A 12,323-nucleotide genomic window follows, 5' to 3' on the forward strand; every position below is an offset into this window, starting at 1 on the left:
TCGCGCAGCTGGCGGGCTGGGTATTTTGGTTCCATGACTGAACGGTATCTCCTGCACTCCGCCCCAGACAGCGCCGCGCTGGTGATCCGGCTGGCGCTGGAAGTGATGGGCCTGCCCAATCGCACCGCACCCACCCATGCCAATCCGACAGAAGGGTCTGCCACCTGATGTTTCTTTCCGTCTTCGACATGTTCAAAGTGGGCATCGGCCCGTCCTCGTCCCACACGATGGGGCCGATGGTGGCCGCGGCCCGGTTCCTGGACCTGATGCGCGCCTCGCCGTTCGAGTTTGCGGGGCTGCGCGCCTCGCTGCATGGCTCGCTGGCCTTTACCGGGGTCGGCCACGCCACCGATCGGGCCACGATCCTGGGTCTGGCCGGGTTCACCCCCGACACCTATGACCACGACAAGGCCGAGGCGACCCTGGCCGCCATCGCCGACACCCGCAGCGTCTCGCCCGAAGGCCTGCCCACCCTGCGCTTCGACCCAAAGGCGGACCTGATCTTTGACTATGACAACGCGCTTCCGGGCCACGCCAACGGCATGATCCTGATGGCCACCGACGCGCAGGGCGACGTGATCCTGCGGCAGGTCTACTACTCGGTCGGCGGCGGCTTTGTCCTGACCGAAGAGGAACTGGCCGAAGGCAAGGACACCAACGACGGCCCCCCCGTGCCCTTCCCGTTCCACACCGCGGCCGAGATGCTGGAAATGGCCCGCGCCAGCGGCAAGACCATCGCCGAAATGAAACGCGCCAACGAGATCGCGCGCGGCTGCGCCGACAGTTTCGCGAAGGGCACCGCCCGCCTGTGGGAGGTGATGAACGCCTGTATCGAGCGCGGGCTGAGCACCGACGGCATCCTGCCCGGCGGCCTCAAGGTGCGGCGCCGCGCCAAGGCGATCCATGACGCGCTGTTGGCCGAACGCGGCATGAACCTGAACGCGCCGCACACGATCAACGACTGGATGAGCGTCTATGCGATGGCGGTGAACGAGGAAAACGCCGCCGGCGGTCAGGTCGTCACCGCCCCCACCAACGGTGCGGCGGGCGTGCTGCCGGCGGTGCTGCGCTATTACCTCGACCACGTCCCCGGCGCCTCGGAAAGCCATATCGAGGATTTCCTGCTGACCGCCGCCGCCATCGGCGGGCTGGTGAAGTACAACGCCTCGATCTCGGGCGCCGAGGCCGGGTGTCAGGCCGAAGTGGGCAGCGCCTCGGCCATGGCGGCTGCGGGCCTGTGCGCGGTGATGGGCGGCACGCCCGAACAGGTGGAAAACGCCGCCGAAATCGCGCTGGAGCATCATCTGGGCATGACCTGCGACCCGGTCGCCGGGCTGGTGCAGGTTCCCTGCATCGAGCGCAACGGCCTGGGCGCGATCAAGGCGGTTTCGGCAGCGTCGCTGGCCCTGCGCGGAGACGGGCAGCATTTCGTGCCGCTGGATGCGGTGATCGAGACCATGCGCCAGACCGGCCATGACATGCACGAGAAGTACAAGGAGACCTCGCTGGGCGGACTGGCCGTCAACGTGCCCAACTGCTGAGACGCTTTTGGCCTTTCGCCGGCCCGCCGCTTGACCTAGCGTTCGGGCCATGACCCAGGATCGCCCCGTCTTCGGCATCGTTCTGATGCTTGGATTCTGCGTGCTGGCCCCGCTGGGCGACGCGCTGGCCAAGCTGTTGGGCGAGACCATGCCGCTGGGCCTGCTGGTCCTGGCGCGGTTCGCGGTGCAGGCTGCGCTCCTGATCCCTCTGGTGGCGCTGACCGGCCGTCCGTGGCGGATGCGCGGGCGCGTTCTGCGGCTGACCGCGCTGCGCACGCTGCTGCATATCTTCGGCATCGGCGCGATGTTCAGCGCGCTGCAATTCCTGCCGCTGGCCGATGCGGTGGCCATCGCCTTCGTCATGCCGTTCATCATGTTGCTGCTGGGGCGCTACGTTCTGGGCGAAGAGGTCGGCCCCCGCCGCCTGATCGCCTGCATCATCGGCTTTGCCGGCACCCTGCTGGTGATCCAGCCCAGCTTTGCCCAGGTGGGCGCCCCCGCATTGCTGCCGCTGATCGTTGCGGTGGTTTTCGCCCTGTTCATGCTGGTCACGCGGCAGATCGCCAAAGAGACCGACCCGATCGCCCTGCAGGCGGTGTCGGGCGTGGTGGCCACGCTGCTCTTGCTGCCGATTCTGACAATCGGCGCATCCGCAGACCTGCCTGCCCTGTCGCTGACGCTGCCGGCCAACGCGCCCTACGGCCTGCTGCTGTCCATCGGGGTATTGGGCACGGTCGCGCACCTGTTGATGACGTGGTCGCTGCGCTATGCGCCATCGGCCACGCTGGCCCCGATGCAGTACCTGGAAATCCCCGTCGCCACGTTGATCGGCTGGTTGATCTTCCGCGACCTGCCCAACGGTCTGGCCGCCTTGGGGATCGCCATCACCGTGGGTGCCGGCCTCTATGTCATTCTGCGCGAGCGGGCCACCGCCCTGTCTGCCCGGACGCAAACGCCTGCATGACCTGATCCAGCGCGCCGCGCGGCACCATCACGATCAAGCCCGGCCCGTCCACCGCCAGCGTGACGTCCGACAGTGCCCGGTTCGACGTGCCCACACGCCCGTCGGGTTCCAGCACCAATCCGTCGATGGGCCATTCCAACCCCCGGCTGTGCCCGGTCACCCGTCGGAACGGAAACAATGACACCGTGTCACCCGGCGGGATCTGCAACGTCACATGCGGCGGCGCGTGGAACACCACCTCTTGCGACCCCAAAAGGATGCAGGGCCGATCCGGCCAACGCACCATGGCATTGAACACAGCCAGTTGGTGGTCCAGCCGCCCGCCCAGGAACCCGACACCCAACACCAACGGTGCTCGAATATTGCGCAGGGCCTTGTCGAAATCGGTGCTGTCCTGTTCGCGGATTGGAAACAGCCGCTCGGCCGGCACCTGCGCGCGATGGCGGCTGGAAAGCGAGTCGAAATCGCCGATCACCGCATCCGGGACGCGCCCCGAATCGATCAACCCCGCGGCGCCCCCATCCGCCGCAACGGCCAGCCTGACGCGGCTCAGCGCCAGATCCAGATCGCCGGGGCCGATTTCTCCGCCACCAAACAGCCCGATTGGCCAATCAGAATGAACAATTTCGCCGTTTTTTCCAAGATTGACCATTTTTCCCGCTTTTGGACACATTCAGACCACAAAATGATAGGTTCATCAGAACAGTTGCTTGAGCCGATTCTGCGCCGCGGTTGCGAGTTTGGCTGTGTTATTGTGTAAAGGACGTGCGTCTGATGGTACAGAACAACAAGGTGTTGACCGTTTCCTACGGGACTTTTTCCTGCACGCTGGAAGGGTTCGACGATTCCTTCGAAACGATGAAGGCGATTGCCGAATACTTCCGCGATCTCGCCGCGGAAGATCGCTATTTCGGTTCTGAACCTCCGCAACCCGATGCCGAAATGCTGGCCCGCATCGCGCAACGTGACACCGCGCGCCACGTCGAGGCCCGCCCCGGCGAGAACGGGGTGCTGCTGCGCGCCTCGAATCGGCCCCCTTCGACCGCATCGAGCCCCATGACTGCTGACACCCGGACCCCCTCCATGACCCCTCCCCTCCCTGACCCGCAAGACCCTGTCGCGCGCGCCCCGGCCGCGGACAGCATCGCCGCGAAACTGCAGCGTATCCGCGCGGTGGTTTCCCACGGTGACCACCCCCCGGCGCCTTACACCGAAGAAGATGAGACCGGCTTTCTGGCTGCAACCGAACCCCAGGTCGACGCCATTTCGGCCGCCTTCGCGTCGGGCGCCCTGGCCCCGGACGACCTGGAAACGGAGGCAGCCAGCCCCCGGCAGCCCGATATCCCGTCCACCGCCGGTGCGGACCCAATCAAGGCCCAGCCGGATGCCCATGTGGACAGTGCCGCAGAAACAGGTGCCTCCATCGAGTTGGCCGATCAGACCGACGTGGACTCCGACCTGCCTCCTCAAGCCGCAGATGCCGACGACGATCTGTCCGTTGAACCGCCCCAAGCCGAGGCGGCAGTGACCGTGGACGACGGGTCTGACGAGATGGTGCCCGAGGCACGTGCCACCACGATCGAACCGGAAGCCGAGGTCGAAGAAGCCCTATTCGAGGATCTCGAGGACGACGCCCAGCCCGATGTCGACGACATCCTCAACATTCTAAGCGAAGACGACGCCGACGAGGCAACCGGCACCCTGACGGTCGAGGACGAGGAAAACATCCTGCGCGAAATCTCCGCGATCGAGTCCGAAATGGAAACGCCGGCTGACCATGCGGACGACGATGAGCTGGACACGGACGTTCTGCGCCTGCTGCAGAAAGCGGATGCCGAACTGGACGATCCGGCCACTGCCGACACGCGAGAGACCTATTCGCATCTGCGCACGGCCGTCGCGGCCACCGAAGCCGAGCGCGAGGCGAGCGGTGACGATACGGCTGCCGAGGACGAAAAATACCGCGGCGATCTGGCCTCGGTCGTCAGCCCGCGCCGCCCCGAGATTCAGGTAACCAGCATGCGCCCGGAATCGGATAAAGCCGCCCCCCTCAAATTGGTGGCCGAGCAGCGGGTCGACACGGACGCCCCAGAGGCGGGCCCGGTGACCCCGCGCCGCGTGACGGCCGAAGCGGCGGACTCGACACCCGACGAAGGCGGGTTTGCCCGGTTCGCGCAAGAACAGAGCGCGCAGTCGCTGCCCGAACTGCTCGAGGCCGCGGCCGCCTACCTGTCGTTCATCGAGGGGCAGGAACAGTTCTCGCGCCCTCAGCTGATGAACAAGGTTCGCGCCTTGAAACAGGACGAGTTCAACCGCGAGGAAAGCTTGCGGTCGTTCGGCCAGTTGCTGCGCGACGGCAAGATCGAAAAAGCCGGCGGTGGGCGCTTTGCCGCCTCGAACCAGATCGGCTTCCGGCCCGAGGACAAACGCGCCGCGGGCTGACAAGGCCCCCACGACTGACCAATCGGGCCGGAGATTTTTCTCCGGCCTTTTTTGCGCGGCTGACATGGGTTCTTTGGGAAGCCGATCGCGCCCCGATCACGCGTTTTTGCTCAGGGACAGTGGGGCGCTTAGTCCTGATCCTGATCGGGGTCGGCCTGCCCCACCCCCCTGAACACGAATTTGAACGGAAGCGCCCACAGGACCCCAAGCCCGACATACACCAGCAGCTCCAGCCAGATCGGAGGGCGGCCCAGCCAGTTCAGCACGGTGACGACGCCCACGATGTAGAGCGGCAGCCCCACCAGCAGCAGCACCAACGACCACCGCCTGCGCGCCTTGTAGCTGAGACCGGTTTCTTGCTGCCTGCCCATCAGTCTGCAAACGGGTCGGTCACCAGGATGGTGTCGTCCCGCTCCGGGCTGGTGGACAACAAGGCCACCGGGCATTCGATCAGTTCTTCGACCCGACGCACGTATTTGATCGCGTTGGCCGGAAGATCGGCCCAGCTGCGCGCGCCTTCGGTGGATTCGCTCCAGCCCGGCAGCTCCTCATAGATCGGTTTGCAGCGCGCCTGCTGTTCGGCGGCCGTGGGCAGATAGTCCAGGCGCTGCCCATCCAACTCATAGCCGACACAGATCTTCAGCGTGTCAAAACCGTCCAGAACATCCAGCTTGGTCAGCGAAATACCGTTGACCCCGCTGGTTGCGCAGGTCTGGCGTACCAGACAGGCGTCAAACCAGCCGCAACGCCGCTTGCGCCCCGTGGTGGTCCCGAACTCGTGTCCGCGCTCACCCAGACGCTGCCCGTCCGCGTCATGCAGCTCGGTCGGGAAAGGCCCTTCACCCACCCGGGTCGTATAGGCCTTGACGATGCCCAGAACGAAATCGATGGATCCGGGCCCGATGCCCACGCCCGTCGCGGCCTGACCGGCAATCACGTTTGACGACGTCACGAACGGGTAGGTGCCGAAATCGATATCCAGCAACGCACCCTGCGCGCCCTCGAACAGGATGCGCTTGCCCGCCTTGCGCTTTTCGTTGAGCACTTTCCAGACCGGGGCGGCAAACGGAAGGATCTGCTTTGCGACCTCCTTCAGTTGCGCGATCAGGGCATCGCGATCGACCGGAGCAATGCCCAACCCCTTGCGCAGCGGGTCGTGATGCTGCAATGCCCGGTCGACCCGGGCCTCCAGCGTCGCATCATCCGCAAGATCGGCCACCCGTACCGAGCGGCGCCCCACCTTGTCTTCATAGGCCGGCCCGATGCCACGGCCAGTCGTGCCGATCTTGGTCCCTTTGCTTGCGGCCTCTTCACGCGCCCGGTCCAGCTCTCCGTGGATCGGCAGGATCAAGGGGGTATTCTCGGCAATCATCAACGTATCGGGCGTGATCTCGACCCCCTGCCCGCGAATCGTTTCGATCTCATTCAACAGGTGCCACGGATCCAGCACGACCCCGTTGCCGATAACGCTCAGCTTGCCGCCGCGCACCACTCCTGACGGCAGGGCGTGCAGCTTGTAGACCTTGCCGTCAATAACCAGCGTATGCCCGGCGTTGTGCCCGCCCTGAAAACGCGCGATCACGTCTGCCCGCTCGCTCAGCCAGTCGACGATCTTGCCTTTTCCTTCGTCACCCCATTGGGCGCCGACAACAACAACATTGGCCATATCCGGTCCTTTTGTGCTGATTTTCCAAACCCGGACCGTATAGCGAGGCACAGGCAGCAGGGAAACCGGTAATTCGACGCAGTACTCGATCGCGCTGGCGCGCGATGCCTCCGGCGGGGATATTTCGGGCCAGATGAAGGGGTGAAGTGGTCCTGGAAAATCGGACAGCTGGCCAAGGTGTATTCAACCTCGTTGGAAAAATGCGCGGACAGTGAAACGTCGAACGTTTACAGATCAACTCAAGGTCAATGTCGCGCTTGTGGCGCTGAGTCGCAACCAGACGAAACGGACGTTCGCGGCGCGCTATCAAGTTTGCCCTGGGGTCAGGTCGCTTAGCCAGAACATGACGACGGTTGCGAGCGCGATTGCTGAGAGGAAGACCTTTGGGCAACGGTCGTACCGGGTTGCCACACGCCGCCAGTCCTTGAGGCTGCCGAACATGATCTCGATGCGGTTGCGGCGCTTGTCGTATTTCGCCGGTTTCTTCCGCTGTTGCCGGCTAGGGATGCAGGGGCGTATCCCTTTGTCTTTCAACGCTTCCCCGAACCAAGCAGCGTCGTATCCTCGATACTCCCAGCAGCCAGTCCATATTTTGCCAAACAGCTCAGCAAAGCCCGTGCCCCGATGTAATCGCTGACCTGACCAGCAGTGACAAACCAGTTGAGTGGCCGGCCCCGACTGTCGCAGATGGCGTACAGCTTGATATTCATGCCGCCCTTGGTGCGGCCCCTCTCGGCAGGTTGCTTTGCAATTGCCTGCCGGGCAACGGATCAGGCGTCCACGCCGCCTTTTTTACGGCCATGCTGATCGCTGTGCGGTGTGCCATCAGATGAGTTGCGTCGATCATCACGGTCTTTTCCGCGCCGTGTTCGCCAGCCAGGCCGACCACCTATCTGCGTGAAGATGCCTTTCTCGCTCCAACGCTTCCAGAATTTGTAGAGTGTCCTGTACGGACCATATTCCCGAGGAGCATCCCGCCAGCGCAACCCATTGCAGTTGATGAAGATAATCCCACTCTACACCCGCCTGTCATCGACCCTTGGCTTGCCGTGCGACTTCGGGAAGAAAGGGGCAAGTTTGGGACACTGCAGCCGCAAACCACAAACGCCCCACAATCAGCCAGCGGCATCCAGTCTATTTCTGTCTGCTGAAGAAGATGCGGATCGATTGGCCGAACCCGGTTTGATGTGCCGGCACCACCTTCGCACGGGTGCAGCCTGGCTTTCCGCCGCGGTTGGCGGTCGATGGCCGGGCAATGGTCGAGGGGTTGGAAGAACAATTCAGCAAGTTCGCTCCCCCCAAGATCACGAACTCGAAACAAGGGTCGCAGTTCGCCGGATCGTCACGGAGCGCCAAGCTGAACGAAGCCGGTGCGCACATGTGCAAGGATCGGCTGTGTCGCCGCCAGGACACCATCTTCATCGAGCGGCCGTGGCCCTCACCCATGCAGGAAGTAGCCCATCTCGAAGAAATTACCGGTTTCCAAGCCAGGCGGGTGATCGGAAACAGGATGACGTACCACAACACGGAACGGCCGCATTCTTTTCTGCGCGAAGAATGCTCAAGGAAGCATTTTCGGACGGTCAAGATTGAAAAACGGCAGCGTGAAGCCCAACCCGGATACACCCCGGGAACGCTGCCAGGCTGCCCCAAAAAGTGGGAACGGTCCCAAGTGACCGCATATTCATCTGGCCCCAAATATCCCGGGGGAGTCGCCCGGAAAGGGCGACGGGGGCAGAGCCCCCTATTCGCGCGAAAGTCGAACCGGGCGCCCGTGTGGAGTGCTCAGAAACGCAGCCCTCCAAGCCTCGAACAAAGCGTCAAGCTCACTGCGCTCGGCGGCACCTGAGGAAATCAGAAGCGTCTCGAGCGTCTCCAGCCAGGCCAGGAAATAGTCTTCGCTGCCATCCAGTTCGCGGGCGACACCGTACCGCCTCAAGGTGCTTGAAAAGACCTCCGTCCATTCAACCCAGGAAAACCTTCCCGCCTCGTTCAGCGCAACCGTTGTGGCGAACAACTGTGCGTGCCAGGGTTGTTCGAACACCACGTCAGGTCGGATTGGTGGCGGGCATACCGTCATGCCGGCTCCAGATAGCTTTGCCAAAGGTCAAGGATAACCTCGTCCTGCGGGCTTTCGGGGTGCGTCCAAAGTTGCGATGCCCGAAAGGCGACGGCGTAGAGCGGCTCAGGCGCTTCCCCCAGTCCGTGGGCGCTGGAATCCGGCAGCACGTGAGACCCGTGAACGCGAAGGATCCGCCCCTGCGCTCCGGCGGCGTATTTCGGCAATCGGGTATGGCCGCCACCGACCAACCGGTTCCCCGCCGGCCGGCGCGTACGCACCAACTGCCCGACCTCGAACGCGACCTCGACGCTCGAAGGGCGGTCGGCCGGAGCACCCGTGGCCAGAACTTTTCCCACGGCGCCAGCTTGCAGCGCCCGAACCGCCAACGGATGTTCCGCCGTGGTGTCCACCCCGCGCAGCTCGTCCAAGCTGAGCACACCCGTTTCGACCAACAGGTCAGCCAGGGCCGAGATCCATTTTTCGTAATAGGAAAACCGCGCATAGTCTTGCGGCGACAACCGCTCGCGCGCGTGGCGCGACATGTCGATGTTCCACTGCCCCAGCGCGCCCGCGGCCAGCGTGACGGCCAGCGCCCGCGCTTGCCAGTCCTTGGCGAAGACCGGGGCCTCTTCCTTCTCGGGCCGGACCGGACCATCCCCGAACCGCCCGCCCATGTCGTGCACGCGGGTCATGCCGGCACCTTGGGCAGCCCTGTGCCGATCATGCTGTCGCGGGTGACCAGCGCCGCAAGTTCATCCTGGCTCATCCCCTCGGTGCCCGGTGGCCGCATCGGCAGGACGAGATAGCGCACCTCGGCCGTCGAATCCCACACGCGTACCGCCGTCTCGGGCGGCAAGCGCACGCCGAACTCTGCCAAGACCTTTCGCGGCTCGCGCACTGCGCGGGCGCGATAGGCGTCGGACTTGTACAGGAGGGCGGGATGCCCAGCAGCGGCCACGGGTAGCAGCTGCACAAGGTGCAGACGACCATGTTGTGCTGCTGCGGCGTGTTCTCGACCACCACCATGTGCTCGCCCTGCCGCCCGTAATAGCCCAGATCGGCGACCAGTGGCGTCGCATCCTTCAGCAGCCCGGATTTGAACTCCGGGTCGGTCCATGCCTTTGCAACGACGCGCGCACCGTTCTGTGGCCCGATCCGGTTCTGATAGGTGTCGATGATCTCGTCCAGCGCCGCCGGATCGATCAGGCCTTTGCGGATGAGTACCGTTTCCAGCGCCTTCACGCGCAGGGCGGGCTCGGGCGGCAGCAAGGCGTGCGGGTGATCGGGGTCGTCATGTGGCATGGCCGAAGCCTGCGCGATGCACCGCGTCCTGTCCACATCTTTCGATGCAAAATCGCGGATGGATCCGGCTGTGGAAAACTCGTGACTTGCCCCTGCCCCCAAACTTGCTTAAGTACCCGGCGATACACGCCACGCCGTACAGGACCACCATGGAAAACGTCGTTCTCGTCATCCACCTTCTTCTGGCTTTGGGCCTGATCGCCGTCGTTCTGATGCAGCGGTCCGAGGGGGGCGGCCTTGGAATGGGCGGTGGCGGCGGCGCCATGACCGGCCGCGCAGCCGCGACGGCGTTGGGCAAACTGACCTGGATTCTTGCGGCCTGTTTCATCGTCACTTCGATCACGCTGACGATTCTGGCGGCGCAGAAATCGGCTGGCACATCGGTCATCGACCGGCTGGGCGTTCCGGCCCCGGTGGAAACCGAGGAAACCGCACCGGTGGTTCCGCCGGCCGAAGATCTGCTGCCTCCGGCACAGGGCGACAACGCGCCGCTGATTCCGCAGGCCGACTGATCCACAAAACCTAGAAACCTGAAAGAGAACGGCAACAGCATCTTGCGGTTCTCTTGCGCTGTTTGCGCGAATCCTCTATATATGAAGTCCCGTGATGCTGCGGTTTTTCAGGCCGCCGGGCAGTTGGTAATGACGTCTCACGGGAGCAGCCGAAAAACATGGCGCGTTTTATTTTCATCACTGGTGGTGTTGTTTCGTCGCTGGGCAAGGGGCTGGCCTCGGCCGCATTGGGCGCGTTGCTGCAGGCACGCGGATATTCGGTGCGCCTGCGTAAACTCGACCCCTATCTGAACGTCGATCCCGGCACCATGTCGCCCTTTGAACATGGCGAAGTCTTCGTCACCGATGACGGCGCCGAAACCGACCTGGACCTGGGCCACTACGAACGTTTCACCGGCGTTCCGGCACGCAAGACCGATTCCATTTCCTCGGGCCGCATCTACATGAACGTGCTCGAGAAGGAACGCCGCGGCGACTATCTGGGCAAGACCATTCAGGTCATTCCGCACGTCACCAACGAGATCAAGGATTTCATCTCGATCGGCGAGGATGAAGTCGATTTCATGCTCTGCGAGATCGGCGGCACCGTGGGCGACATCGAGGGCCTGCCCTTCTTCGAGGCGATCCGCCAGTTCAGCCAGGACAAGCCGCGCGGCCAGTGCATCTTCATGCACCTGACCCTGCTGCCCTACATCAAAGCCAGCGGAGAGCTGAAGACCAAACCCACCCAGCACTCGGTCAAGGAACTGCGCTCGATCGGTCTGGCCCCCGACATCCTGGTCTGCCGGTCCGAAGGTCCGATCCCGCAGAAAGAGCGCGAAAAGCTGGCCCTGTTCTGCAACGTGCGCCCCGATGCGGTGATCGCCGCGCAGGATCTGTCCACCATCTATGACGCGCCGCTGGCCTATCACAAGGAAGGGCTGGATCAGGCCGTCTTGGACGCCTTCCAGATCAGCCCGGCCCCCAAACCCGACCTGTCGAAATGGGAAGACGTCAGCGACCGCATCCACCATGCCGAGGGCGAGGTGAAGGTGGCCATCGTCGGCAAATACACCCAGCTGGAAGACGCTTACAAATCCATCGCCGAGGCGCTGACTCATGGCGGCATGGCCAACCGGGTCAAGGTCAAGGTCGAATGGGTCGATGCCGAGATCTTCGACACCGAGGACCCCGGCCCGCATCTCGAAGGTTTCCACGCCATCCTGGTGCCCGGCGGTTTCGGCGAGCGCGGCACCGAGGGCAAGATCAAGGCCGCGCAATACGCGCGCGAACATCAGGTTCCCTATCTGGGCATCTGCCTGGGCATGCAGATGGCGGTGATCGAGGCCGCCCGCAACGTGGCCGGCATCGCCGGGGCGGGGTCCGAGGAATTCGACCACGAGGCCGGCAAGAAACGCTTTGAACCGGTGGTCTATCACCTCAAGGAATGGGTTCAGGGCAACGCCAAGATCGAACGCAAGGTGGGCGACGACAAGGGCGGCACCATGCGGTTGGGCGCCTACAACGCGGTTCTGACCGAGGGCTCCAAGGTGGCCAAGGTCTATGGCACCTGCGACATCGAGGAACGCCACCGCCACCGCTATGAGGTGGACATCAAGTACCGCGAACAACTGGAAAAGGCGGGCCTTAAATTCTCGGGCATGAGTCCCGACGGCCGCCTGCCGGAAATCGTCGAATGGGCGGACCACCCGTGGTTCATCGGGGTTCAGTATCACCCCGAACTGAAGTCCAAGCCCTTCGATCCGCACCCGCTGTTCAAGGACTTCGTGCGCGCGGCCAAGGAATCCTCGCGCCTGGTCTGACACCGCCTTTCGGCTTGGGCTTGCGTTGCATT

11 protein-coding genes and 2 pseudogenes are annotated in these 12,323 nt (G+C 63.8%); 6 read left to right on the plus strand and 7 right to left on the minus strand.

Annotation, left to right across the window (positions count from 1 at the left end; genetic code table 11):
* The first annotated feature begins 33 nt into the window (after positions 1-33).
* Genes F3H26_RS19845 through F3H26_RS10850 form a run of 3 tightly spaced genes read left to right on the plus strand, consistent with a single transcriptional unit; the run spans position 34 to position 2,505 of the window.
* Positions 34-168 (plus strand): hypothetical protein, encoded by a 135-nt coding sequence (locus F3H26_RS19845; RefSeq protein ID WP_262504554.1) that lies wholly within the window; start codon positions 34-36, stop codon positions 166-168.
* Complete coding sequence (locus F3H26_RS10845) at positions 168-1,541, plus strand: L-serine ammonia-lyase (RefSeq protein WP_149776072.1); 1,374 nt, start codon at positions 168-170, stop codon at positions 1,539-1,541. Before F3H26_RS19845 ends, F3H26_RS10845 begins: the two co-directional genes overlap by 1 nt.
* A gap of 49 nt (positions 1,542-1,590) precedes the next feature.
* Entirely contained in the window at positions 1,591-2,505 is a 915-nt protein-coding gene (locus F3H26_RS10850; RefSeq protein ID WP_149776073.1) for a DMT family transporter, read from the plus strand.
* Here the strand turns inward: F3H26_RS10850 and F3H26_RS10855 are convergent.
* The gene (locus F3H26_RS10855; protein WP_149776074.1) at positions 2,450-3,157 is read right to left on the minus strand and encodes a thiamine diphosphokinase; all 708 of its coding nucleotides are present in this window, start codon (positions 3,155-3,157) and stop codon (positions 2,450-2,452) included. The genes F3H26_RS10850 and F3H26_RS10855 overlap by 56 nt on opposite strands.
* Positions 3,158-3,279: 122 nt before the next feature.
* Here F3H26_RS10855 and F3H26_RS10860 point away from each other — a divergent pair, with 122 nt between their 5' ends.
* Positions 3,280-4,947 (plus strand): hypothetical protein, encoded by a 1,668-nt coding sequence (locus F3H26_RS10860; protein WP_149776075.1) that lies wholly within the window; start codon positions 3,280-3,282, stop codon positions 4,945-4,947.
* A 128-nt stretch (positions 4,948-5,075) separates the two neighbouring features.
* Here F3H26_RS10860 and F3H26_RS10865 read toward each other — a convergent pair whose 3' ends face one another.
* The 6 genes and pseudogenes from F3H26_RS10865 to nthA form a co-directional block, all read right to left on the minus strand.
* The gene (locus F3H26_RS10865) at positions 5,076-5,318 is read right to left on the minus strand and encodes a DUF2842 domain-containing protein (RefSeq protein WP_149776076.1); all 243 of its coding nucleotides are present in this window, start codon (positions 5,316-5,318) and stop codon (positions 5,076-5,078) included.
* Complete coding sequence (locus F3H26_RS10870; protein WP_149776077.1) at positions 5,318-6,613, minus strand: adenylosuccinate synthase; 1,296 nt, start codon at positions 6,611-6,613, stop codon at positions 5,318-5,320. Before F3H26_RS10870 ends, F3H26_RS10865 begins: the two co-directional genes overlap by 1 nt.
* A 306-nt stretch (positions 6,614-6,919) precedes the next feature.
* Positions 6,920-7,728: pseudogene (locus tag F3H26_RS10875) on the minus strand (IS5 family transposase).
* A gap of 629 nt (positions 7,729-8,357) precedes the next feature.
* Positions 8,358-8,693 carry a nitrile hydratase accessory protein gene (locus F3H26_RS10880; protein ID WP_149776078.1) on the minus strand — a complete coding sequence of 112 codons (336 nt, stop codon included), beginning with the start codon at positions 8,691-8,693 and terminating at the stop codon, positions 8,358-8,360.
* Entirely contained in the window at positions 8,690-9,367 is a 678-nt protein-coding gene (nthB, locus tag F3H26_RS10885) for a nitrile hydratase subunit beta (protein ID WP_149776079.1), read from the minus strand. Before nthB ends, F3H26_RS10880 begins: the two co-directional genes overlap by 4 nt.
* A pseudogene (gene nthA / locus F3H26_RS10890) lies at positions 9,364-9,977 on the minus strand (nitrile hydratase subunit alpha). The gene nthB and the pseudogene nthA overlap by 4 nt, the downstream one beginning before the upstream one ends.
* Positions 9,978-10,126: 149 nt before the next feature.
* On the opposite strand from nthA, the gene secG reads away from it, so the two are divergent.
* Together secG and F3H26_RS10900 are read left to right on the plus strand one after the other, a co-directional pair.
* Positions 10,127-10,489 (plus strand): preprotein translocase subunit SecG, encoded by a 363-nt coding sequence (secG, locus tag F3H26_RS10895; RefSeq protein ID WP_149776080.1) that lies wholly within the window; start codon positions 10,127-10,129, stop codon positions 10,487-10,489.
* 158 nt (positions 10,490-10,647) lie between these two features.
* Positions 10,648-12,291: a CTP synthase gene (locus tag F3H26_RS10900; RefSeq protein ID WP_149776081.1), complete on the plus strand. Its 1,644-nt coding sequence runs from the start codon at positions 10,648-10,650 to the stop codon at positions 12,289-12,291.
* Positions 12,292-12,323: the final 32 nt, after the last annotated feature.

It is taken from the genome of Ruegeria intermedia (genome assembly GCF_900129345.1).
Lineage (GTDB): Bacteria > Pseudomonadota > Alphaproteobacteria > Rhodobacterales > Rhodobacteraceae > Ruegeria > Ruegeria intermedia.

What these genes read in the sequence shown, in the direction of transcription:
- nthB (WP_149776079.1), bottom strand. Translation starts at nt 9,367, where the DNA reads ATGACCCGCGTGCACGACATGGGCGGGCGGTTCGGGGATGGTCCGGTC.
- F3H26_RS10855 (WP_149776074.1), bottom strand. Translation starts at nt 3,157, where the DNA reads ATGGTCAATCTTGGAAAAAACGGCGAAATTGTTCATTCTGATTGGCCA.
- F3H26_RS10860 (WP_149776075.1), top strand. Translation starts at nt 3,280, where the DNA reads ATGGTACAGAACAACAAGGTGTTGACCGTTTCCTACGGGACTTTTTCC.
- F3H26_RS10850 (WP_149776073.1), top strand. Translation starts at nt 1,591, where the DNA reads ATGACCCAGGATCGCCCCGTCTTCGGCATCGTTCTGATGCTTGGATTC.
- F3H26_RS10865 (WP_149776076.1), bottom strand. Translation starts at nt 5,318, where the DNA reads ATGGGCAGGCAGCAAGAAACCGGTCTCAGCTACAAGGCGCGCAGGCGG.
- F3H26_RS10880 (WP_149776078.1), bottom strand. Translation starts at nt 8,693, where the DNA reads ATGACGGTATGCCCGCCACCAATCCGACCTGACGTGGTGTTCGAACAA.
- F3H26_RS10845 (WP_149776072.1), top strand. Translation starts at nt 168, where the DNA reads ATGTTTCTTTCCGTCTTCGACATGTTCAAAGTGGGCATCGGCCCGTCC.
- F3H26_RS19845 (WP_262504554.1), top strand. Translation starts at nt 34, where the DNA reads ATGACTGAACGGTATCTCCTGCACTCCGCCCCAGACAGCGCCGCGCTG.
- F3H26_RS10870 (WP_149776077.1), bottom strand. Translation starts at nt 6,613, where the DNA reads ATGGCCAATGTTGTTGTTGTCGGCGCCCAATGGGGTGACGAAGGAAAA.
- secG (WP_149776080.1), top strand. Translation starts at nt 10,127, where the DNA reads ATGGAAAACGTCGTTCTCGTCATCCACCTTCTTCTGGCTTTGGGCCTG.
- F3H26_RS10900 (WP_149776081.1), top strand. Translation starts at nt 10,648, where the DNA reads ATGGCGCGTTTTATTTTCATCACTGGTGGTGTTGTTTCGTCGCTGGGC.